The organism is Streptomyces sp. NPDC047841, assembly GCF_040704085.1.
Lineage (GTDB): Bacteria > Actinomycetota > Actinomycetes > Streptomycetales > Streptomycetaceae > Streptomyces > Streptomyces argyrophylli.
This window is the reverse complement of sequence record NZ_JBEYRP010000021.1, coordinates 126,874-147,381: the sequence shown is the minus strand read 5'-3', so window position 1 is coordinate 147,381 and position 20,508 is coordinate 126,874. Positions and strand designations below refer to the sequence as shown.

The following is a 20,508-nucleotide window of genomic DNA, read 5'->3' as shown; positions in this document are numbered from 1 at the left end:
TCGCTTCCTTTGTACTCACCCTCTCGGGCTTTCCTCCGGGCGCTTCCCTTCGGTCTTGCGTTTCCGACTCTATCAGATCTTTTCTCGATCCGATTCCCGGTCGGCGGGGTGTCTCGGGCTTTTCGGCTTTCGCCGTCCGCCCTTTCGACATTCACTACGCTAGCCGATTCCCGTGGGAACTCATAATCGAGTCTCGCGAGTTCGAATTCGGACGCACGGGTGCGCCGGAAACGACCCCGCTGAGGGGCTCGAGCTAGGTAGTGGGTTGGCCGCTCCGGCTGCAGGCGATCGCCGTACCCGGTTCAGCGGCTCGGGCCACATTACGCACCTCGGCGGGCCGCGTCAACTTCCGCGGCGCCTCGGTACGTGGGCACGATAGGGGCTCACCGTCGGGTCGCCGGCGATCCAGAAGCGCCAGGGGTGGAGGTCGCCGTCGCCTCCCTCGCCGGCGACACCGGTGCGGGGACCGTTGCGTACCTGGTCGGAGGGGGCCGGTGTCCCCGCGAGCATCTTCAGGGGGGCCTCTCCGGAGGCGCACGCGTCGGCGCCGTCCAGGGTCCGGTCGACCTCCAGGGCCGTGGCCAGCCGGGCCGGTCCCTTGGCCAGTTCTTTGTCGTTCCGGGCCGAAACGCGTCGCTTGCGGGCCAGCTCGGCGCCCTCCACCACTTCGCCCGCGCGGAGCAGGATCCCGCTGGCCCGGCCCTCGGGTCCGCAGACCAGGTTCATGCAGTGCCACATGCCGTAGGTGAAGTAGACGTACACGTGTCCGGGCGGGCCGAACATCACGGCGTTGCGGGCGGTGGGGCCGCGGTAGGCGTGCGAGCCGGGGTCGTTCGGGCCGTCGTACGCCTCCACCTCCGTGAGGCGGAGGGCGATCGGGCCGTCGGGGGTCGTCCGGACCAGGACGCGGCCGAGGAGGTCGGGGGCGACCTCCAGTACCGGGCGGTCGAAGAAGGCTCGGGGCAGGGGCGTACGGTCCGGGGGCGCGATCATGCCCTCCGAGGGTAGTCCAGACGGGGCAGCGCGCCGGCGGAACCGGGCGCGGACGGATCGCGTTTGTACGGGTCGAGGGTCCATTCGTAAAGGGAGAGTCATGCCGTTCAAGAAGCTGCTCGCGAGTCTGGGGGCCGGCGGGGCGTCGGTCGAGACGGTGCTGACCGAGGTCAATGTCGTACCCGGTGGTGTCGTCCAGGGTGAGGTGCGGATCCAGGGCGGGTCGGTGAACCAGGCCATCGAGGGGCTGTCCGTCGGTCTGCAGGCCAAGGTCGAGGTCGAGAGCGGCGACCAGGAGTACAAGCAGGACATCGAGTTCACCAAGGTCCGGCTCGGCGGTGCCTTCGAGTTGCAGGCGGGTGCCGCGCACGCGGTGCCGTTCGGGCTGGAGATCCCCTGGGAGACGCCGGTCACGATGATCGACGGACAGGCGCTGCGGGGGATGAACATCGGTGTGACCACCGAGCTGGCGATCGCGCGGGCCGTGGACTCCGGCGATCTGGACCCGATCAACGTGCACCCGCTGCCGGCGCAGAAGGCGATCCTGGACGCCTTCATCCAGCTGGGCTTCCGTTTCAAGAGCGCCGACATGGAGCGCGGCCACATCCGGGGCACGCGGCAGAGGCTGCCGTTCTACCAGGAGATCGAGTTCTTCCCGCCGTCGCAGTACCGGGGGCTGAACCAGGTCGAGCTGAGTTTCGTCGCCGACGAGCACGCGATGGACGTCGTGCTGGAGATGGACAAGAAGGCGGGGCTGTTCAGCGAGGGCTCGGACACCTTCAGGTCCTTCCAGGTGGGTCTGAACGACTGGCACGGGACCGACTGGGCGGCTTACCTCAACCAGTGGCTGTCCGAGGTCGGCAGCAAGCGCAACTGGTTCTAGGCTCGGGAACCGCTGGTTCCAGATCATCGATCAGGAGGTACCGAGGTGACCGAGCTCAAGCGGCGGCCGCTCCCCCATGACTTCCATCCGCCCGTGCCGTCGTTCACGGTGACGAGCGAGGACATCGAGGAGGGTGCGACGCTCAAGAGCGCCCAGGTGCACGCGGAGGACAACACGTCGCCGCAGCTGCGCTGGGAGGGCTTCCCGCCCGAGACCAAGAGTTTCGCCGTGACCTGCTACGACCCCGACGCGCCGACCGGCAGCGGGTTCTGGCACTGGGTCCTGTTCGACATCCCGGCCTCCGTGACGGAGCTGCCGGCGGGTGCGGGCAGCGGCAAGTTCGAGGGGTTGCCCGCGGGCGCCGTGCACGTGCGCAACGACTACGGCACGAAGGACTTCGGGGGTGCCGCGCCGCCGCCCGGGGACGGCCCGCACCGGTACGTCTTCACGGTGTACGCGGTGGACCAGGAGAAGCTGGGTCCGGACGCGGACGTCTCCCCGGCCGTCGTCGGTTTCAACCTGCGGTTCCACACGATCGCGCGTGCCCAGCTCATCGGTGAGTACGAGAACCCCGCGCAGGGCTGACGTCACCGCAAGGATTCAGCCAAGGGTTCATTGAACGTTTGCCCGCCTCCGGTCTTGGAAGTGATCGGAGGCGGGCATTTTTATTGCGTTGTCCATCTCGGCGTGCCCGTCCAGAGTTGATCCGAGCCCGCCGGGGGGTGGGCAGGTGCACACGGGAGGTGGGCTGGATGCGTGACACGCTGGTGCTGAACGCGAGCTTCGAGCCGCTGTCGACGGTGACGCTGAACCGTGCGGTCGTCCTGGTGCTCCAGGACAAGGCCGTCGTCGAGCAGGCCCATCCCGAGCTGCGGATGCGGGGTGCCGATGTCGACATACCGGCGCCTCGGGTGATCCGCTTGTGCCGGTACGTCCGGGTGCCGTTCCGAAGACAAGCTCCGTGGTCACGGCGGGGGGTGCTGGTCAGGGACCGGCACCGGTGCGCGTACTGCGGGCGGCGGGCGACGACCGTGGACCATGTGGTGCCGCGGTCTCAGGGCGGGCAGGACGCGTGGCTGAATACGGTCGCCGCGTGTGCGGAGGACAACCACCGGAAGGCGAACCGGACTCCGGAGGAGGCCGGGATGACGCTGCTCCGGGAGCCGTTCGAGCCGACGCCGGCGGATGCGATGCTCCTGGCTCTGGGCGCCGAGGACTTCGATGCGCTTCCTGAGTGGCTCGCTCGGGATGCGGCCTAGGCGTCTGCCGGGTCCTGTCGGCCGGCGGCCGCGGATGGTCTGCCGCTTCTCACGCAGCTCCCCGCGCCCCTGAGAGGGCGCGGGGAGCTCGGCGCTTGCGGTGCGTCAGTCGATGCTCGGCTTCTCCCGGCGCTCCGTACCGCCCGTGTTGCCGCCGCCCGACGAGCCGTTGCCCAAACCTCCGCCCATGGGGCCGAAGTTGCCCATCGCTCCGGAGAGGCCCTTGAGGGCGTCGCCGATCTCGCTGGGGACGATCCAGAGCTTGTTCGCGTCGCCCTCGGCGATCTTGGGGAGCATCTGGAGGTACTGGTAGGACAGCAGCTTCTGGTCCGGGTCGCCGGCGTGGATGGCCTCGAAGACCGTGCGGACGGCCTGGGCCTCGCCCTCGGCGCGCAGGGCCGCCGCCTTGGCCTCGCCTTCCGCGCGCAGGATCTGCGACTGCTTCTCGCCCTCGGCGGTGAGGATGGCGGCCTGGCGCGTGCCTTCCGCGGTGAGGATGGCGGCGCGCTTGTCACGGTCGGCGCGCATCTGCTTCTCCATCGAGTCCTGGATGGAGGTCGGCGGCTCGATGGCCTTCAGTTCCACGCGGTTGACGCGGATGCCCCACTTCCCGGTGGCCTCGTCCAGGACGCCGCGCAGGGCCGCGTTGATCTCCTCGCGGGAGGTCAGGGTCCGTTCCAGGTCCATGCCGCCGATGATGTTGCGCAGGGTGGTGACGGTGAGCTGCTCGATCGCCTGGATGTAGCTGGCGACCTCGTAGGTGGCGGCCCGGGCGTCGGTGACCTGGTAGTAGATGACCGTGTCGATGTTCACGACCAGGTTGTCCTGGGTGATCACCGGCTGCGGCGGGAACGGGACGACCTGTTCGCGCAGGTCGATGCGGTTGCGGATGGTGTCGATGAACGGGACCACGATGTTGAGGCCCGCGTTCAGCGTCCGCGTGTAACGGCCGAAGCGCTCGACGATGGCCGCGCTGGCCTGTGGGATGACTTGGATCGTCTTGATCAGGGCGATGAAGACCAACACCACCAGAATGATCAGGACGATGATGACCGGTTCCATCGTCGTTCCCCGTACCCTTCTCCGCCTCGGCGCTTTCGGCAGATCTCATGACTGTTGAAGATCTTGCTGTCGAGTCTGACAGACCGTCGCGCAACTCGTGAGTCGTTCTCGGTGAGTTGGCCCTCAGATGACGATCGCGGTGGCCCCTTCGATGTCCACGACGTCCACCTCCTGGCCCACTTCGTAGGCGCGGCCGGTGTCGAGGGCGCGGGCCGACCAGACCTCCCCGGCGAGTTTGATGCGGCCGCCGGACCCGTCGACCCGTTCCAGGACGACGGCCTGCCTGCCCTTCAACGCCTCGACGCCGGTGGCGAGTTGGGGACTGCGCCGGCCGTGCCGGGCGGCGATGGGCCGCACGACGGCGATGAGGGCGACGGAGACGACGACGAACGTCAGGACCTGGATGACCGCGCCGAAGCCGAGCGCGGAGACGACCGCGGCCGCCACGGCGCCCACCGCGAGCATGCCGAACTCCGGCAACGCGGTGACCACGAGCGGGATTCCGAGCGCCGCCGCGCCGATGAGCCACCACACCCATGCGTCGATGTCGTTCACATGGTCATGGTAGGGCCGCGCTCGGGCGGCGGACAGGGCGCGCGGGGGAGAGCAGAGGGGGTCAGGACAGGGGCAGGCCCTGGGCGGTCCAGCGGTCGCCGACCTGCTCCACGACGAGCGGGAGGCCGAAGCAGAGGGAGAGGTTGCGGGAGCTGAGTTCCAGCTCGATCGGGCCGGCGGCGAGCACCTTGCCCTGGCGGATCATGAGGACGTGGGTGAAGCCGGGGGCGATCTCCTCGACGTGGTGCGTGACCATGATCATCGAGGGGGCGATGGGGTCGCGGGCGAGCCGGCCGAGACGGCGTACCAGGTCCTCGCGGCCGCCGAGGTCGAGACCGGCGGCGGGTTCGTCCAGCAGGAGCAGTTCGGGGTCGGTCATCAGGGCGCGGGCGATCAGGGTGCGCTTGCGCTCGCCCTCGGAGAGGGTGCCGAACTTCCGGTCCAGGTAGTCGCTCATGCCGAGGCGGTCGAGGAAGGCGCGGGCGCGCCGCTCGTCGACCTCGTCGTACTCCTCCTGCCAGTGGGCGGTCATGCCGTAGGCGGCCGTCAGGACGGTCTCCAGCACGGTCTGGCGCTTGGGGAGCTTGTCGGCCATGGCCATGCCGGCCATGCCGATGCGGGGGCGCAGTTCGAAGACGTCGGTGCCGGGCTTGCCGAGGGTCTCGCCGAGGATGGTGGCGGTGCCCTTGCTGGGGTAGAGGTAGCTGGAGGCGACGTTCAGGAGGGTGGTCTTGCCGGCACCGTTGGGACCGAGGATGACCCAGCGCTCGCCCTCCTTCACCGACCAGGAGACCTGGTCCACCAGAGCCTGGCCCTCACGGACCACGGATACGTCCTGAAGCTCCAGAACATCGCTCATGAGCGCGTTGTCTCCCCTTGCAGTGTGGCCGGTCTCGGCTGTCGCGTACGCCTGTGGCTCGGGTCCGCCGCGCCGGTGGGCGCAGCCCTTATGAAATCTACGCCACGAGTGCCCCGCTCCATTCCATCGGTCCGGTCCTTAGGGTGGGGGCATGCTCTCGGAACCGCGTTCAGGACGCCTTGCCGCTTGGGGTAATGCCCTTTTGGCCGGACTTGTCTCTCCGGATGACGCCGTACTCGCCGTCGTGGGCGAGGACGCCGTGCACCGGGTGGAGGGGCTGCCCGGTGAGTCCGCGCCGGTCGGGCTGACCCTCGCTCTGGGGCGGCTGCGCACGCTGGGGGTGACCGGACTGCGGGTGGCGCTGCCCGCGCCGGGGCATCCGCTGGGGCTGAGCGGCCCTCCGGAGTTCAACGCGCGGGCGCTGGACGCCGAGGAGGCGGTGGTCTGTCACGGCGCCGCGTTCGGGCTGGTGCCCGAGGTGTACGAGGCCGGGCCCGACGGTGATGTACATGCCGAGGTGGTCTGGCACGTGCTGCCGGTGCGGGAGGCGCCGCCCGCCGACGTGCCGTCGCTGGGCGAGGCCGAGCGGGAGCTGGCGGAGGCGCTGCGGGAGGCGACCGAGGTGCTGTCGAAGCTGGACGTCGCCGGGTCGGGGCCGGTGGCGGAGGCGGCGATCGACGCGTACCGGGCGCGGGCCGAGCGGGGCCGGGAGGTGCTGGCGCCGGGGTACCCGTCGCGTGCGGTACGGGTGCTGGAGCTGGCGCAGCGGGTGGGGCTGCTGGTGTCGCTGGCCTACGGCAACGGCCACGGGGGCGCGGTGAGCGCCTCGGAGATGGCGGCCCGGGGTGCGGCGCTGCGGCCGGTGGAACGGACGGCCCGGCGCGCGCAGGTCGCGGCGTACAACTCGTACGTGGAGGAGCGGGAGCGCGGGGTGCGGTAACCCGCGGGAACGGGACCGACGCGGAGGTCCAGGGGGTCCTGGTGCAGCCCGCACGGCTGACGAGCCCGGAGCCGGCGCGGAAAGGACACCGACCGGGACCTGGGGCGTGAGGCCGGAGGCGACGCCCGGGGTGCGGCGCTGCGGCCGGTGGAACGGACGGCCCGGCGGGCGCAGGTCGCGGCGTACAACTCGTACGTGGAGGAGCAGGAGCGCGGGGTGCGGTAACCCGCGGGAACGGGACCGACGCGGGAGTCCGGAAGGCCCTGGTGCAGCCCGCACGGCTGACGAGCCCGGGGCCGGCGCGGAAAGGACACCGACCGGGACCTGGGGCGTGAGGCCGGAGGCGACGCCCGGCGGTGAGGGGACCACCTGACAGGCTCCCCTGGCGCGCCCGGGGAGCCTGCGGTCGTCGTTGGCGGGAGTCTCAGTGGTTGAGGCCGAGGTTGCCGAAGGCCGGGTTCAGCACGCCGATGACGTTCACGCTGTTGCCGACGGCGTTCACCGGGACGTGCACCGGCACCTGGGCGACGTTGCCCGAGCCGACGCCCGGGGAGCCGGCGGCCTCGCCGGCCGCGTGGGCGCCGCCGTGGGCCGAGGCCAGACCGGCACCGGCCGCCACCAGACCCCCGGCCACCATCGTCACGGCCGCCGCCTTCTTCATGTTCTTCACTGTCTGCCCCTCCTGGTCGTCCACCGCGGTGATCTCCGCGGCACGTACGGGAGAACGGCGGGGATCACCGCGAGGGTGCGCCATCCGGGTGACATTCCCACGACGGTATGAACCTCGGTCCGGACCGTGACCCTCCGTGTTGCCGCGGGTCGGGCGTTGGTCAGGGCGTGTCAGCCGGTCACGCCGTGGCGTACGGCCCACAGCGCGGCCTGGGTGCGGTCGGCGAGGTCGAGTTTCATCAGGATGTTGGAGACGTGCGTCTTGACGGTCTTCTCGGACAGGACGAGCGCGCGGGCTATCTCACGGTTGGAGCGGCCGTCCGCGATCAGGCCGAGCACCTCTCGCTCCCGCTCGGTGAGCGACCCTCCCCTGCCCTGGCCGGTGCCGGCCTCGTCCTGGGAGAGCAGCGCACCGGCGACCTCGGGCTGGAGCAGGATGTGCCCGGCGTGCACGGAGCGGATGGCGCCGGCGAGGGCGTCGGGATCCACGTCCTTGTAGACGTACCCGGCGGCGCCCGCGCGCAGGGCCGGGACGACCGTGCGCTGCTCGGTGAAACTGGTGACGATCAGCACGCGCGCGGGGTTGTCGAGTTCCCGCAGTCTGCGCAGCGCGTCGATGCCGTCCGTGCCCGGCATCTTGACGTCCATGAGGACGACGTCGGGCCGCAGCTCCTCGGCGCGGGCGACTCCCTCGGCGCCGTCGGCGGCCTCGCCGACGACCTCGATGTCGTCCTGTACCTCCAGGAAGGTGCGCAGGCCCCGGCGGACGACCTGGTGGTCGTCGACCAGCAGGACCTTGATCGGTTCACCCACCGGGGACCTCCATCTCGATCGTGGTGCCCTTGCCGGGCACGGATTCCACGGTCAGCGTGCCGCCGACCCCGCTCGCCCGGTCCCGCATCGAGACCAGGCCCAGGTGGCGGCCGGCGCGGCGGACCGCCGTGGGGTCGAAGCCGCTGCCGTCGTCGGTGACGCGCAGGACGGCTCCGCTGCCGCGCCGGTCCACGGTCACCTCGACCCGGTCGGCGCCGGAGTGGCGCAGGGCGTTGTGCAGGGCCTCCTGGGCGACCCGGAGCAGGGCCTCCTCCTGGGCTGCGGGCAGGGCACGGAAGCCGTTGCTGGTGAAGGTCACGCGCGCGGTGTGGGCGCGGTCGAGGACCCGCGTCTGGGTGCGCAGGGTGGCGATCAGGCCGTCCTCGTCCAGCGCGGCGGGCCGCAGCTCCACCACGGCGGCGCGCAGTTCGTCGGCGGCCTCGGCGGCGAGGGTGGCCACCTGGTGCAGTTCGCCCTTGGCGCGGACGGGGTCGCGGTCGACGAGGGCGGCCGCCGCCTGGGCGGTCAGGCGCAGGGAGAACAGCTTCTGGCTGACCGCGTCGTGCAGTTCGTGGGCGAGGCGGGAGCGTTCCTCGGCGATGGTCAGTTCGCGGCTGCGCTCGTAGAGGCGGGCGTTGGTGAGGGCGATGGCGGCGTGCTGGGCGAGGATGGAGAGCAGCTCCTCGTCCTCCTGGGTGAAGCCGCAGCTCCCCTCGGGTTTGGGACAGTTCTTGTTCGCGAGGAACAGGGCGCCGATGACCTCGTCGCCGTCGCGGATGGGCAGGCCCAGGAAGTCGGCGAGGTCGGGGTGGGCGGCCGGCCAGCCCTCGAAGCGGGGGTCCTTGCGCACGTCGGCGAGGCGCTGGGCCTTCGCCTCGTGCAGCATCGCGGCGAGGATGCCGTGCTGGCGCGGGAGCGGGCCGATGGCACGCCACTGCTCGTCGCTGACGCCGTCCACGACGAACTGGGCGAAGCCGCCGTGGTCGTCGGGGACGCCGAGTGCGGCGTACTGCGCGTCGAGCAGCTCGCGGGCGGAGGCGACGATCGTCTTGAGGACGTCGCGCATCTCCAGGTGCCTGCTCATGGCCAGCAGCGCGGAACTCACCGCGGCGAGGCCGGACCGGGGGCCTTGACTCATGTTCCTCACGGTACCGGCGGGGTCGGACAGCGCGGATCGGACCGGTGGCGGCGGGCCCCGGTCCGCTGGGCCTAGGCCCGGTGGCGTAGGCCGCCGGTACCGGAGTCGGGGGGTGTGGGCCGCCGGTGGCAGGGCGGCGGGCTTAGGCCGCCGGTACGGGGGCGCCGGGCGTACGCCGAAGGGCCCCGGTGCTCTGCGGCCCGCGCCCGAGGCGGTCCGGGCAGTGCCGTTCCTAGGTTGAGGTCACCGCCTGAGGGAGGCGGTGAGCGACGAGGGGACGGTAGTCATGCCGGTAGCGATCATCACGGGGGCCTCAAAGGGCCTGGGGCGGGCGCTCGCCGAGGCGCTGGGCGCACGCGGGTGGGACCTGGTGCTCGACGCCCGGGGAGCCGACGCCCTGAAGGAGACCGCGGAGGCGGTCGCGGGGCACGGTTCGCGGGTGGTGGCACTGCCCGGGGACGTCACGGACGGCGGGCACCGGGCGGAGCTGGTGGCCGCCGCGTGGCGGCTGGGCGGGGTGGACCTGCTGGTGAGCAACGCGAGCGCGCTGGGCGCCGAGCCGCTGGTGCGGCTGGCGGAGCTGCCGCCGGAGGGGCTGCGGCGGGCGCTGGAGGTGAACGTGGTGGCGGCGCTCGGGCTGGTCCAGGAGGCGCTGCCGCTGTTGCAGGTGTCGCCGGCGGGCACGGTGATCGCGGTCTCCTCGGACGCGGCGGCGGAGGCGTACGGGACGTGGGGCGGCTACGGCGCCTCCAAGGCGGCCCTGGACCAGCTCGCCGCGGTGCTCGGGGTGGAGGAGCCGGGCCTGCGGGTGTGGGCGGTGGATCCCGGGGACATGGCGACGGACCTGTACACGGCGGCCGTACCGGACGACGACGCGCCGCGTCCGGCGCCCGCCGACGTCGTACCGGCGTTCCTGCGGCTGCTGGACGAGCGGCCGGCGAGCGGGCGGTACGCGGCGCCTTCTCTGCTGGAGGCACGGTGACCGTGTCCACGGGGGTCTTCCCACTCGGGCCACGGAAGTGGGGGAAGGTCCCCGCGGAGCTGTCCGCGCGGGTGCCCGCAGAGCAGCGGGGGCCGGGGCTGGGGCGGGACGCCGTACGGCTGCTGGTGTCGCGCGGGACGGAGGTGGCGCACCACGCGTTCCGCGAGCTGCCGGGGCTGCTGCGGGCCGGGGATGTGCTGGTGGTGAACACCTCCGCGACGCTGGCCGCCGCGGTGGACGGGCGGATCGGGCACGCGCGCGTGGTGGTGCACTTCTCCACGCGCGGGGACGACGGGCGGTGGGCGGTGGAGCTGCGGGAACCGGACGGGCGCGGTACCACGCGCGCGCGTGCGGGCTCGCCCGCGGGGGTAGAGGTGTCGCTGCCGGGCGGGGGGCGGCTGCTGCTGGTGGAGCCGCTGAGCCCGCGGGGTGAGCGGCTGTGGTGGGCACGGGTCGCCGGGGCGGACGTGCCGGAGGTGCTCGGCGGGCACGGGCGGCCCGTCCGCTACTCCTACACGGAGCGGGACCAGCCGCTGTCCGCCTACCAGACGGTGTTCGCGCTGCCCTCGCCGGACGGGTCGGGCAGTGCCGAGATGCCGAGTGCGGCGCGGCCCTTCACCGCGCGGCTGGTGGCGGAGCTGGTGAGCCGGGGGGTGTGGTTCGCGCCGGTGACGCTGCACACAGGGGTCTCGTCGGCACAGGCGCACGAGCCGCCGTATCCGGAGCGGTTCTCGGTGCCGGAGGCGTCAGCGCGGCTGATCAACCAGGTCCGGGCGGGTCGGGAAGGGTTCGCAGCGCTTCCCCGGAAGGGCGGTGCCGGCGGGGCGGGCGGCCGGGTGATCGCGGTGGGGACGACGGCGGTGCGGGCCGTGGAGTCGGCGGTGGGGCCGGACGGCGTGGTGCGGGCGGCCGCGGGGTGGACGGATCTGGTGGTGACGCCCGAGCGGGGAATACGGGTGGTGGACGGGTTGCTGACCGGTCTGCACGAGCCGGAGGCCTCCCATCTGCTGATGCTGGAGGCCGTCGCCGGGCGGGCGGCGGTGGACCGGGCCTACGAGGAGGCGTTGCGCGCGCTCTACCTGTGGCACGAGTTCGGCGATGTCCACCTCATCCTGCCGGAGGAGAGCCCTCACGCAGAGCATTGCGAGGGCAACAAGCCGTGAGATGGCATGGTGCTCGATGTGAGCCCGCGCATAGGGCCCACATCACGTACGACAGGGCATAGGAGATAAAAGCCCCCGCATGAACGGGACAGACGACCCCGTCTGTCCCGTTTTGCCCTTCCCTGATCCACTATCGGGCATCGTACGTCACACCTTTGCCTGGGCATTTTGCGCCCGCTAAGAATTGCTTCCGTCGCTCAGCGCCGCGGGCTTTCCGCCCCGCGGCGTTCGTGTGGGAGGAGCCGATTCCCCCGGCGGACGCAGGAGCGACCTCCGCGCTATCGAAGAGGTCCATCAGCCATGCCCAAGAACATCCTCAACCGTGCCTACAGTCGTCAGCTGACCAAGCACCGCAAGATCGCCGTCGCCGGCGTCGCCGCACTCGGCACCGCCGCCCTCGCCTTCTCGGCCGCTCCCGGCAACACCGGCACGGTCACCACCGGCGCCCCCGCCACGACCGCGCAGGTCGCCGCCACCGGCACCGTCCTGCAGAACGTCAAGGGCACGGTCACGGACCAGCTCGCCGCCAGGAACATCAAGCTCGACACCCTCGCGGCGCAGAAGAAGGCCGCCGACGCCGCCACCGCCAAGCAGGCCGCCGACGCCGCCGCGAAGAAGGCCGCCGTCGCCGCCGTCGCCGACAAGGCCGCGCAGCAGCACGTCGTCACGGCCGCCGCCGGTCGCTCCACCCAGCGCCTGCAGATGCAGCCGGTCGCCGCGAAGACGTACACCAACAACCTGGACGGCTGGATCCGCCAGTCCCTGGACATCATGAAGTCCAAGCGCATCCCGGGCAGCTACAACGGCCTGCACCGCAACATCATGCGGGAGTCCTCCGGCAACCCCTACGCCATCAACAACTGGGACATCAACGCCGTCAACGGCATCCCGTCCAAGGGTCTGCTCCAGGTGATCCCGCCCACCTTCCAGGCGTACCACGTCGCGGGCACCTCCTGGAACATCTACGACCCGGTCGCCAACATCACCGCCGCCGCCAACTACGCGGCCCACCGGTACGGCTCGATCGACAACGTCAACAGCGCGTACTGAGGCCCTGGCGCGGGACCTCAGCGACGTACGGCCGAAGGGCGGCACCCCCAGCACGGGGGTGCCGCCCTTCGGCGTCGCAGGAGCGGGTACCGCGGAGGCGGGCGGTTACTTGCGCATGACCTCCGGCTCGTGGCGGCGCAGGAAGCGGGCCACGAAGAAGCCGCAGAGCGCGCCGAGCGCGATCAGCGCGATCATGTCCATGCTCCACGCGCCGACCGTGTGGTTCCACAGGGGGTCGTTGTCGCCTGCGGTCTCCGGCGGGCTGATCCGGTTGAAGTCCAGCGTGGCGCCGGCCGCGGCGACCGCCCAGCGGGACGGCATCAGGTACGAGAACTCGTTCACACCGACCGTGCCGTGCAGGGCGAACAGGCAGCCGGTGAAGACGACCTGGATGATCGCGAACATGACCAGCAGCGGCATGGTCTTCTCGGCCGTCTTCACCAGCGAGGAGATGATCAGGCCGAACATCATCGCGGCGAAGCCGAGCCCCATGATCGGCAGGGACAGCTCCAGCAGCGTGGCGTGCCCGAGGATCAGGCCCCGGTCCGGGACCTCGCGCCGGCCGAAGCCGATGACACCGACCAGCAGCCCCTGGAACCCGGTGATCACGCCGAGCACGAACACCTTCGACATCAGGTACGCCGACCGGGACAGGCCAGTGGCGCGCTCCCGCTCGTAGATCACCCGTTCCTTGATCAGCTCGCGGACGGAGTTGGCGGCTCCGGCGAAGCAGGCGCCCACGGCCAGGATCAGCAGCACCGTGGTGGCGGTGCCGTTGGGCGCGATCTGGCCGGTCTGCGGGTGGGGGTGGTTGGGCAGCAGACCGTGGTCCGGGTGGATCAGCAGGCTGACCGAGCCGATGACGGCCGGCAGGAGCACCATCAGTGCCAGGAAGCCGCGGTCGGAGGCGATCACCGACACGTAGCGCCGCACCAGGGTGACGAACTGGGACAGCCAGCTCTGCGGCTTGGGCGGCCTGATCGCCTGCATCGGCGGCATCTGGACCGCCTGCGGGGCGACCGAGTCGACGTCCGCCGCGTACATCTGGTAGTGCTGCGAGCCCTTCCAGCGGCCCGCCCAGTCGTAGTCGCGGTAGTTCTCGAAAGCGGAGAAGACGTCGGCCCAGCTGTCGTAGCCGAAGAAGTTCAGCGCCTCCCCCGGCGGGCCGAAGTAGGCGACCGCGCCGCCCGGCGCCATCACCAGCAGCTTGTCGCACAGCGCCAGCTCGGCCACCGAGTGGGTGACGACGAGCACGGTACGGCCGTCGTCGGCGAGGCCGCGCAGCAGCTGCATGACGTCGCGGTCCATGCCCGGGTCGAGGCCGGAGGTCGGCTCGTCCAGGAAGATCAGCGACGGCTTGGTCAGCAGCTCCAGGGCCACCGACACGCGCTTGCGCTGGCCGCCGGAGAGCGAGGTGACCTTCTTGTCCTTGTGGATGTCGAGCTTCAGCTCGCGCAGCACCTCGTCGATGCGCGCGTCGCGCTCCTGCGCCGTGGTGTCGGCGGGGAAGCGCAGCTTGGCCGCGTACTTCAGGGCCTTCTTGACGGTCAGCTCCTTGTGCAGGATGTCGTCCTGCGGGACCAGACCGATGCGCTGGCGCAGCTCGGCGAACTGCTTGTACAGGTTCCGGTTGTCGTACAGCACCTCGCCCTGGTTGGCGGGCCGGTAGCCGGTGAGCGCCTTGAGCAGGGTCGACTTGCCGGAACCGGACGGGCCGATCACCGCGATCAGCGACTTCTCGGGGACGCCGAACGAGACGTCCTTGAGGATCTGCTTGCCGCCGTCGACCGTGACGGTCAGGTGACGGGCCGAGAAGGAGACCTCACCGGTGTCGACGAACTCCTCGAGGCGGTCGCCGACGATCCGGAACGTGGAGTGGCCGACGCCGACGATGTCGGTCGGGCCGAGCAGCGCCGAGCCGCCCTTGGCGATCGGCTGGCCGTTGACGTACGTGCCGTTGTGCGAGCCGAGGTCGCGGATCTCGAAGCGGCCGTCGGGCGTGGCGTGGAACTCGGCGTGGTTGCGGGAGACCTGGAGGTCGGAGACGACCAGGTCGTTCTCCAGGGCACGGCCGATGCGCATCACGCGGTCGAGTGCGAACTGGTGGAACGTGGTCGGGCTGCGGTCGCCGTAGACCGGCGGCGCCCCCGCGCCACCGCCGGGCGTCTTCTGTGCGTACTGCTCGGCGGGGCCGGCCTGCTGCTGCGGGAACGCGGGCGGCTGCTGCCAGCCCGCCTGGGGGGCCTGGTGCTGCTCGGGCACCTGGTGCGAGGGTGCCTGGTGGGGTACGGCGTGCTGCGGGGCGGGCTGCTGGTGCGCGGGCGCCTGCTGCCAGCCGGGCGCGCCGGCGCCCTGGGCCGGGTACGGCGCCGCTGCCTGCGGCTGCTGGGCCGGGCCGCCGACCGGTGCCGTGGTCGCCGACAGGTTCAGCCGCGGTCCGTCGGTCGCGTTGCCGAGGTGCAGCGACGAGCCGGGGCCGATCTCCATGTGCTGGATCCGCCGGCCCTGCGCATACGTGCCGTTGGTGCTGCCGTGGTCCTCGATGACCCAGCTGCGGCCGTTGAAGCTGACCGTGGCGTGCCGCCAGGAGACCCTGGCGTCGTCGAAGACGATGTCCCCCTGCGGATCACGTCCGAGGATGTATGCCCTGGATGGATCGAGCATCCAGGTCTGTCCATGTGTTTCGAGTACGAGTTCCGGCACTCCATGCCCCACTGAGTTGTCCCCCGAGTTACCCCCGTCGCGGGGAGTCTAGGGATGTCGAACATCGTGGGGAACTATTCCAGGCCCGGTCCCTTGACCGAAACCCGGGCCTTCGCAAGGGGGCTGGGGGCGGACGCCCCGACTCGCGGCGATCGGCGCGCAGCGGCCGGACGCCGCCCGGGTGGCCGCGGCGGCCGTCGTCTCCCCCTGCCGTCCGGCCCCGGTCGTGGGACCCTCGTGGTGGGGCCGGGCCGTACCGCTCGCGCGGCAGCGGCGCCGTTTCCCGGTGGCAAGATCCTCGACACCGGGTCGACACCCATTGTTCCGTGTCCGTCAGGCGGACCTCGACGGCGGGAGGCACTCGGTGCCGGATACGGTGGTGACACCATGAGCGCTTCGCAGACCTCCGCTTCGCAGACCCCCGAGGTCCCCACCCTCCTCGTCAAGATCTTCGGCAAGGACCGGCCGGGCATCACGGCCGGCCTCTTCGACACCCTCGGCGCCTACCTCGTCGACGTGGTCGACATCGAGCAGGTCGTGACCCGGGGCCGCCTGGTGCTGTGCGTGCTGGTGACCCAGCCGCCGGCCGGCCTGGAGGGCGACCTGCGGGCCACCGTGCACAGCTGGGCCGAGTCGATGAAGATGCAGGCGGAGATCATCTCGGGGCACGGCGACAACCGTCCGCGCGGCCTCGGCCGCTCCCTGGTGACGGTCCTCGGCCACCCGCTCACCGCCGAGTCGACCGCCGCGATCGCCGCCCGGATCGCGAAGGCCGGCGGCAACATCGACCGTATCTTCCGCCTCGCCAAGTACCCGGTGACGGCGGTCGAGTTCGCGGTGTCCGGCGTGGAGACCGAGCCGCTGCGCACGGCCCTTGCCTCCGACGCGGCGGCACTGGGTGTCGACATCGCGGTGGTCTCGGCGGGCCTGCACCGGCGCGCCCAGCGGCTCGTGGTCATGGATGTGGACTCGACCCTGATCCAGGACGAGGTCATCGAGCTGTTCGCGGCGCACGCCGGCTGTGAGGACGAGGTCGCCGAGGTGACGGCGGCGGCGATGCGCGGGGAGCTGGACTTCGAGCAGTCGCTGCACGCGCGCGTGGCCCTGCTGAAGGGGCTTGACGCCTCGGTGGTGGAGAAGGTGCGCGAGGAGGTCCGGCTGACGCCGGGCGCCCGCACGCTGATCCGCACCCTGAAGCGGCTCGGTTACCAGGTGGGGGTCGTCTCCGGCGGCTTCACCCAGGTGACCGATGACCTCAAGGAGCGGCTGGGGCTGGACTTCGCGCAGGCCAACACGCTGGAGATCGTCGACGGGAAGCTGACCGGCCGGGTCACCGGCGAGATCGTGGACCGGGCGGGCAAGGCGCGGCTGCTGCGCCGCTTCGCGGCCGAGGCCGGGGTGCCCCTGTCACAGACCGTGGCGATCGGTGACGGCGCGAACGACCTGGACATGCTGAACGCGGCGGGCCTGGGCGTCGCCTTCAACGCCAAGCCGGTGGTCCGGGAGGCGGCGCACACGGCGGTGAACTTCCCCTTCCTCGACACGGTCCTCTACCTCCTCGGGATCACCCGGGAAGAGGTCGAGGCCGCCGACATGAACGACGACGAGGGCTGAGCGAGGCCCCGTCCGCACCGGCTCGCCGAGCGGTCGCACCCCGTATCGGCTCGCCGTGGACCGGGCCGGCGCCCGGCTGCGGCCGGGGCCGCGGCACCCTGGGAGTGCCGGGCCCTTCGCCGTCCGGTGCGCCGCGCCGGCGCCGGGTCACTCGGAGGGAGCCCAGTAGTCCACGAGTGTGGCCACGCCGGGTTCGACGCCCTTCCAGGGGCCTTCGAAGGACAGCAGGGCGAAGGCGGCGGCGGGGAAGCCCCGCCGGTCCATCCGCGCCCGGGCGTCGTCGCCGGCCGTGCCGGCCAGGATGTCGGCCAGACCGTGCACGCCGGGGTTGTGGCCGATCAGGATCACGTTCCGCACCTCGTCCGGGACCTCGTTGAGCACGGCGATCAGCTCGCCGGGCGAGGCCTCGTAGACCCGCTCCTCGTAGACGGTCTTCGGCCGGTGCGACAGCTCGTGCACGGCGAGCTTCCAGGTCTCGCGGGTGCGGATCGCCGTGGAGCACAGGGCCAGGTCGAAGGTGATGCCGGTGTCGGCCAGCTTGCGTCCGGCGACGGCGGCGTCCGTGCGGCCGCGCTCGGCGAGCGGGCGCTCGTGGTCGGGGACCTGGGGCCAGTCGGCCTTCGCGTGCCGGAAGAGGACGATCCTGCGGGGTTCTGCGACGCTCATGGGTCCCAGCTTCGCATGAAACAGGGCACCCGGCTCAGGGAGTTGACATGCGGATTCACCGCGCGGGAAGGCGTGCCGTCAGCGCGCGAGGAGCTGCTGGGCGTGCTCCAGGAGCCGCGTGACCGCCGGGTCGCCGGTCGCCGCCTGGGCGTCCGACGGGTTCAGTATCAGCGCGAGCAGCACGAGGAACGCGAGGGCGGGCAGGGCGAGCGCCCACCAGGGCAGCCTGATGTCGACGCCGCCCGTGGTCGCCGGGTGGGGCCGGGAGGGGGTGCGGGCCGCCATGGTCGCCTCCGTGAGTCCTCGAACTGGTCCGTGACCGCCGCGTGCGGTCACTCCTCGAAGGTACGGAAGTGGGGGCGGCCAACCCATCCGGAGTTCCACCCAGTTGACCCTGACCCTTGCCCCCTAGGGGATGGTGGGGCCAGCCCCACCGTCCGCCCGGCGGTCCAGCACCGCGAGGGCCTTGAGAACGGGGAAGACCGGGCGTATCAAACGGGTCGGGCGGACCGGTGAGACCGGCCGCGGCCCAGGCGAGGCCGGCAGCCCCTCGGCCGCCGTCACGGGGACGCGAGGGTCGCCACGATGGCGATGATCACGAAGATGGCGAGGAACGAGCCGAAGACGAGCAGCATCTTCTTCTGGCCGTTCTGCGGGTTCGGGTCGAGCACAGGCTGCATGGGCCCAGTCTCGCACCTCGCCCGCCGCGGCACGGCGCCGGGGCACCCCGCGGGTCAGCGCGCCGCCTCGTCCTCCACCGTCCGGTCGCGGCCCGCCAGGAAGCCCACCACCATCTGCGGCACCATGAGGGCCGCCATGAGGGCGAGCGGCAGCCCCCAGCCGCCGCTCTGCTGGTAGAGCACGCCGACCAGCAGCGGGCCGGGGATGGAGATCAGGTAGCCGGTGCTCTGGGCGAACGCGGACAGCTGGGCCACGCCCGGACCGCTGTGGGCCCGCATGCCGACCATGGTCAGCGCGAGCGGGAAGGCGCAGTTGGAGACGCCGAGCAGCAGGGCCCAGGCCCAGGCGCCGGCGGCCGGGGCGAGGTACAGCCCGGCGTATCCGGCGAGGCCGCAGACGCCCAGGACCAGCACGATCGGGCCCTGGTGGGGCAGCCGGGTGGCGACCCTCGGGATGACGAAGGCCAGCGGCACGCCCATCACCATGGTGACGGCGAGCAGCACGCCCGCGGTGCCGGCGGGCACCCCGGCGTCCCGGAAGATCTGCGGCATCCAGCCCATGGTGATGTAGGCGGCGGTGGCCTGGAGGCCGAAGAAGACGGCGAGCGCCCAGGCGGTGCGGCTGCGAGTGATGCGCAGCGGCGCCTGCTGCCGTTCCGCCCCGCGCGCGGGCTCCCGCTGGGCTGCGGCGGTGCCCCGGTCGCGCACGAGCGGCAGCCAGGGCAGGACGGCGGCGGCGGCGAGGGCCGCCCACACGACGAGGCCGGACTGCCAGCCGCCGCCCAGGGCGTCGGTCAGCGGGACGGTCACCGCGGCGGCGGCGGAGGTGCCGAGCGCGAGGGCCATCGAGTACAGGCCGGTCATGGAGCCGACCCGGTCGGGGAACCAGCGCTTGACGATGACGGGCATCAGGACGTTGCTGACGGCGATGCCCATGAGGGCGAGCGCGCTGGCGGCCAGGAATCCCGCGGTGTTGCCCACGTACGGCCGTATGAGCAGGCCGGCGGTGATGGCGGCCATGCCGGCGCACACCACGGCGGCCGGTCCGAAGCGGCGGGCCAGGCGGGGCGCGGCGACGCCGAACACGGCGAAGCACAGCGGGGGCACGGAGGTGAGCAGCCCGGCCACGCCGCCGCTCATGCCGAGCCCGTCGCGGACCTCCTCCAGGAGGGCGCCGAGGCTGGTGATGGCCGGGCGCAGGTTCAGTGCGGAGAGCACGATCCCGAGGACGACGAGCCGGACCGCCCACGCGCGCTGGCCGCCCGCGCCGGGCGTCGTCTCCTGGGTGCGCGTCGCGGCCGTACCGCGTTCGGTCGATGACATCGCCGTACGGGTCTCCACTGTCCGGGTTTCCTCACTCGCCATAAGGCTCATCATAGAATGATGGGATGATTGGTTGTCCAACCCCGCGGTACCCGTGGGCCGTGCGCCCCGGCCCGTCGTGCGAAGGTGTGCCATGCCTTTGAGCCACCCGCGCCGTTCGGCGCTGTCCGAACAGGTGATCGCCGCACTGCGCAACCAGATCACGTCCGGTGAGTGGCCGGTGGGGTCGCGCATCCCGACGGAGCCGGAACTGGTCGAGCAGCTCGGTGTCGCCCGCAACACGGTCCGCGAGGCCGTCCGCGCGCTCGCCCACAACGGCCTGCTGGACATCCGCCAGGGCTCGGGCACGTATGTCGTGGCCACGAGCGAGCTGGCAGGCGTGATGCACCGCCGGTTCGCCGGCGCCGACCCGCGGCACATCGCCGAGCTGCGGTCCACGCTGGAGTCGGCGGCGGCGAAACTGGCCGCCGAGCGGCGCACCGAGAAGGACCTGCGGCAACTGGAGACGCTGCTGGCCCGGCGCGAGGAGATCTGGGAGGCCGGTGACACGGAGGCCTTCGTGACCGCCGACGCCACCTTCCACCTGGCCGTGGTGGCCGCATCCCACAACGACGTGATGACCGCGATGTACGCCGACCTGGGCGAGGTGATGCGGGACTGGCTGCGCGCGGACGTCGGGGCGGGGCTGACACCGGAGACGTACATGGACCACACGCGCCTGGTGGACGCGATCCGCGCCGGGGACACGGAGGCGGCGGCGAAGGAGGCCGCGAGCTATCCGTTCCTGTGCAACCCGGGGCGGTTCACCGCACCTTCTGGTGACTGATCCACACCGAGCGCACTTCCTTCCAGCACCGGCCGGTCAGCCGTACGGTCATCGCGGCCCCCGCGTCCACCGGGGCACTGTCGGTGTCGATGTCCCACCAGCGGTCGCACTCGATGTGCAGCCGCACACGGTCGGTGTCGACGTAGGGGTTGTGGCAGTACGTCACCACGTGCGAGCCCCGGACGGACGTGCGGCACGAGGCGCCGAACCGGTTCGGTGCGGGTGGCTTGCCGTCGCTCACGCGCGCGTGCGGCAGCGCGTCGTACGGCAGGGACAGGACGAGGGCGAGGGCCACGGTCACCGGGGCCAGGCTGCGGGACAGGCGCACAA

Annotated in this window: 22 protein-coding genes; 9 read left to right on the top strand and 13 right to left on the bottom strand. The window is 71.7% G+C overall.

Annotation, left to right across the window (positions count from 1 at the left end):
• Positions 1-342 precede the first annotated feature (342 nt).
• Positions 343-993 carry a DNA-3-methyladenine glycosylase gene (locus tag AB0947_RS31560; protein WP_366753776.1) on the bottom strand — a complete coding sequence of 217 codons (651 nt, stop codon included), beginning with the start codon at positions 991-993 and terminating at the stop codon, positions 343-345.
• A gap of 100 nt (positions 994-1,093) precedes the next feature.
• On the opposite strand from AB0947_RS31560, the gene AB0947_RS31555 reads away from it, so the two are divergent.
• From AB0947_RS31555 to AB0947_RS31545, 3 genes are all read left to right on the top strand, one after another.
• Complete coding sequence (locus tag AB0947_RS31555) at positions 1,094-1,876, top strand: sporulation protein (RefSeq protein ID WP_366753775.1); 783 nt, start codon at positions 1,094-1,096, stop codon at positions 1,874-1,876.
• Between the two features lie 45 nt (positions 1,877-1,921).
• The gene (locus AB0947_RS31550; RefSeq protein ID WP_366753774.1) at positions 1,922-2,461 is read left to right on the top strand and encodes a YbhB/YbcL family Raf kinase inhibitor-like protein; all 540 of its coding nucleotides are present in this window, start codon (positions 1,922-1,924) and stop codon (positions 2,459-2,461) included.
• Positions 2,462-2,628: 167 nt separating this feature from the next.
• Entirely contained in the window at positions 2,629-3,135 is a 507-nt protein-coding gene (locus tag AB0947_RS31545; RefSeq protein ID WP_366753773.1) for an HNH endonuclease, read from the top strand.
• A gap of 105 nt (positions 3,136-3,240) precedes the next feature.
• On the opposite strand, the gene AB0947_RS31540 is transcribed toward AB0947_RS31545, so the two are convergent.
• From AB0947_RS31540 to AB0947_RS31530, 3 genes are all read right to left on the bottom strand, one after another.
• The gene (locus tag AB0947_RS31540; RefSeq protein ID WP_366753772.1) at positions 3,241-4,197 is read right to left on the bottom strand and encodes an SPFH domain-containing protein; all 957 of its coding nucleotides are present in this window, start codon (positions 4,195-4,197) and stop codon (positions 3,241-3,243) included.
• Between the two features lie 123 nt (positions 4,198-4,320).
• A complete protein-coding gene (locus AB0947_RS31535) occupies positions 4,321-4,752 on the bottom strand; it encodes an NfeD family protein (RefSeq protein WP_366753771.1) in 432 nt (143 codons plus the stop codon).
• 61 nt (positions 4,753-4,813) lie between these two features.
• Complete coding sequence (locus tag AB0947_RS31530; protein ID WP_366753770.1) at positions 4,814-5,611, bottom strand: ABC transporter ATP-binding protein; 798 nt, start codon at positions 5,609-5,611, stop codon at positions 4,814-4,816.
• A 151-nt stretch (positions 5,612-5,762) separates the two neighbouring features.
• On the opposite strand from AB0947_RS31530, the gene AB0947_RS31525 reads away from it, so the two are divergent.
• Positions 5,763-6,551, top strand: a complete 789-nt coding sequence (locus tag AB0947_RS31525) for a hypothetical protein (protein ID WP_366753769.1) — start codon at positions 5,763-5,765, stop codon at positions 6,549-6,551.
• Between the two features lie 424 nt (positions 6,552-6,975).
• Here AB0947_RS31525 and AB0947_RS31520 read toward each other — a convergent pair whose 3' ends face one another.
• The 3 genes from AB0947_RS31520 to AB0947_RS31510 all read right to left on the bottom strand — a co-directional run bounded on the left by AB0947_RS31520 (position 6,976) and on the right by AB0947_RS31510 (position 9,171).
• Positions 6,976-7,221, bottom strand: coding sequence for a chaplin (locus AB0947_RS31520; protein WP_366753777.1), 246 nt, complete (start codon positions 7,219-7,221; stop codon positions 6,976-6,978).
• Positions 7,222-7,391: 170 nt separating this feature from the next.
• Positions 7,392-8,033, bottom strand: a complete 642-nt coding sequence (locus AB0947_RS31515; RefSeq protein ID WP_366753768.1) for a response regulator transcription factor — start codon at positions 8,031-8,033, stop codon at positions 7,392-7,394.
• On the bottom strand, positions 8,026-9,171 hold the full coding sequence (locus AB0947_RS31510; protein WP_366753767.1) for a GAF domain-containing sensor histidine kinase: 1,146 nt from the start codon (positions 9,169-9,171) through the stop codon (positions 8,026-8,028). Before AB0947_RS31510 ends, AB0947_RS31515 begins: the two co-directional genes overlap by 8 nt.
• A gap of 286 nt (positions 9,172-9,457) precedes the next feature.
• Between AB0947_RS31510 and AB0947_RS31505 the strand changes: the two genes are divergently transcribed.
• The 3 genes from AB0947_RS31505 to AB0947_RS31495 all read left to right on the top strand — a co-directional run bounded on the left by AB0947_RS31505 (position 9,458) and on the right by AB0947_RS31495 (position 12,366).
• Entirely contained in the window at positions 9,458-10,153 is a 696-nt protein-coding gene (locus AB0947_RS31505) for an SDR family oxidoreductase (RefSeq protein ID WP_366753766.1), read from the top strand.
• Entirely contained in the window at positions 10,150-11,316 is a 1,167-nt protein-coding gene (locus AB0947_RS31500; protein ID WP_366753765.1) for an S-adenosylmethionine:tRNA ribosyltransferase-isomerase, read from the top strand. The genes AB0947_RS31505 and AB0947_RS31500 overlap by 4 nt, the downstream gene beginning before the upstream one ends.
• A gap of 300 nt (positions 11,317-11,616) precedes the next feature.
• Positions 11,617-12,366: a transglycosylase SLT domain-containing protein gene (locus tag AB0947_RS31495; protein WP_366753764.1), complete on the top strand. Its 750-nt coding sequence runs from the start codon at positions 11,617-11,619 to the stop codon at positions 12,364-12,366.
• Between the two features lie 105 nt (positions 12,367-12,471).
• Here the strand turns inward: AB0947_RS31495 and AB0947_RS31490 are convergent, their stop codons facing one another.
• A complete protein-coding gene (locus AB0947_RS31490; protein ID WP_366753763.1) occupies positions 12,472-15,030 on the bottom strand; it encodes an FHA domain-containing protein in 2,559 nt (852 codons plus the stop codon).
• 426 nt (positions 15,031-15,456) lie between these two features.
• Between AB0947_RS31490 and serB the strand changes: the two genes are divergently transcribed.
• Positions 15,457-16,683: a phosphoserine phosphatase SerB gene (gene serB, locus AB0947_RS31485; protein WP_366753762.1), complete on the top strand. Its 1,227-nt coding sequence runs from the start codon at positions 15,457-15,459 to the stop codon at positions 16,681-16,683.
• A gap of 147 nt (positions 16,684-16,830) precedes the next feature.
• On the opposite strand, the gene AB0947_RS31480 is transcribed toward serB, so the two are convergent.
• The 4 genes from AB0947_RS31480 to AB0947_RS31465 all read right to left on the bottom strand — a co-directional run bounded on the left by AB0947_RS31480 (position 16,831) and on the right by AB0947_RS31465 (position 19,406).
• Positions 16,831-17,349 carry a histidine phosphatase family protein gene (locus AB0947_RS31480; RefSeq protein ID WP_366753761.1) on the bottom strand — a complete coding sequence of 173 codons (519 nt, stop codon included), beginning with the start codon at positions 17,347-17,349 and terminating at the stop codon, positions 16,831-16,833.
• A 78-nt stretch (positions 17,350-17,427) separates the two neighbouring features.
• Positions 17,428-17,634, bottom strand: a complete 207-nt coding sequence (locus AB0947_RS31475) for a hypothetical protein (protein WP_366753760.1) — start codon at positions 17,632-17,634, stop codon at positions 17,428-17,430.
• Positions 17,635-17,909: 275 nt separating this feature from the next.
• The gene (locus tag AB0947_RS31470) at positions 17,910-18,029 is read right to left on the bottom strand and encodes an SGM_5486 family transporter-associated protein (protein WP_106971956.1); all 120 of its coding nucleotides are present in this window, start codon (positions 18,027-18,029) and stop codon (positions 17,910-17,912) included.
• A 54-nt stretch (positions 18,030-18,083) separates the two neighbouring features.
• Positions 18,084-19,406, bottom strand: coding sequence for a CynX/NimT family MFS transporter (locus tag AB0947_RS31465; RefSeq protein WP_366753759.1), 1,323 nt, complete (start codon positions 19,404-19,406; stop codon positions 18,084-18,086).
• A 79-nt stretch (positions 19,407-19,485) separates the two neighbouring features.
• Here AB0947_RS31465 and AB0947_RS31460 point away from each other — a divergent pair, with 79 nt between their 5' ends.
• The gene (locus tag AB0947_RS31460; RefSeq protein ID WP_366753758.1) at positions 19,486-20,178 is read left to right on the top strand and encodes a FadR/GntR family transcriptional regulator; all 693 of its coding nucleotides are present in this window, start codon (positions 19,486-19,488) and stop codon (positions 20,176-20,178) included.
• On the opposite strand, the gene AB0947_RS31455 is transcribed toward AB0947_RS31460, so the two are convergent.
• Positions 20,156-20,506: a hypothetical protein gene (locus AB0947_RS31455; protein WP_366753757.1), complete on the bottom strand. Its 351-nt coding sequence runs from the start codon at positions 20,504-20,506 to the stop codon at positions 20,156-20,158. The genes AB0947_RS31460 and AB0947_RS31455 overlap by 23 nt on opposite strands.
• Between the last annotated feature and the right edge of the window lie 2 nt (positions 20,507-20,508).

Bases quoted from the DNA above. Each gene is read 5' to 3' on its own strand.
- AB0947_RS31490 (WP_366753763.1), bottom strand. From the start codon at position 15,030: ATGCTCGATCCATCCAGGGCATACATCCTCGGACGTGATCCGCAGGGG.
- AB0947_RS31470 (WP_106971956.1), bottom strand. From the start codon at position 18,029: ATGCAGCCTGTGCTCGACCCGAACCCGCAGAACGGCCAGAAGAAGATG.
- AB0947_RS31505 (WP_366753766.1), top strand. From the start codon at position 9,458: ATGCCGGTAGCGATCATCACGGGGGCCTCAAAGGGCCTGGGGCGGGCG.
- serB (WP_366753762.1), top strand. From the start codon at position 15,457: ATGAGCGCTTCGCAGACCTCCGCTTCGCAGACCCCCGAGGTCCCCACC.
- AB0947_RS31540 (WP_366753772.1), bottom strand. From the start codon at position 4,197: ATGGAACCGGTCATCATCGTCCTGATCATTCTGGTGGTGTTGGTCTTC.
- AB0947_RS31465 (WP_366753759.1), bottom strand. From the start codon at position 19,406: ATGATGAGCCTTATGGCGAGTGAGGAAACCCGGACAGTGGAGACCCGT.
- AB0947_RS31560 (WP_366753776.1), bottom strand. From the start codon at position 993: ATGATCGCGCCCCCGGACCGTACGCCCCTGCCCCGAGCCTTCTTCGAC.
- AB0947_RS31510 (WP_366753767.1), bottom strand. From the start codon at position 9,171: ATGAGTCAAGGCCCCCGGTCCGGCCTCGCCGCGGTGAGTTCCGCGCTG.
- AB0947_RS31460 (WP_366753758.1), top strand. From the start codon at position 19,486: ATGCCTTTGAGCCACCCGCGCCGTTCGGCGCTGTCCGAACAGGTGATC.
- AB0947_RS31495 (WP_366753764.1), top strand. From the start codon at position 11,617: ATGCCCAAGAACATCCTCAACCGTGCCTACAGTCGTCAGCTGACCAAG.
- AB0947_RS31480 (WP_366753761.1), bottom strand. From the start codon at position 17,349: ATGAGCGTCGCAGAACCCCGCAGGATCGTCCTCTTCCGGCACGCGAAG.
- AB0947_RS31555 (WP_366753775.1), top strand. From the start codon at position 1,094: ATGCCGTTCAAGAAGCTGCTCGCGAGTCTGGGGGCCGGCGGGGCGTCG.
- AB0947_RS31525 (WP_366753769.1), top strand. From the start codon at position 5,763: ATGCTCTCGGAACCGCGTTCAGGACGCCTTGCCGCTTGGGGTAATGCC.
- AB0947_RS31475 (WP_366753760.1), bottom strand. From the start codon at position 17,634: ATGGCGGCCCGCACCCCCTCCCGGCCCCACCCGGCGACCACGGGCGGC.
- AB0947_RS31545 (WP_366753773.1), top strand. From the start codon at position 2,629: ATGCGTGACACGCTGGTGCTGAACGCGAGCTTCGAGCCGCTGTCGACG.
- AB0947_RS31530 (WP_366753770.1), bottom strand. From the start codon at position 5,611: ATGAGCGATGTTCTGGAGCTTCAGGACGTATCCGTGGTCCGTGAGGGC.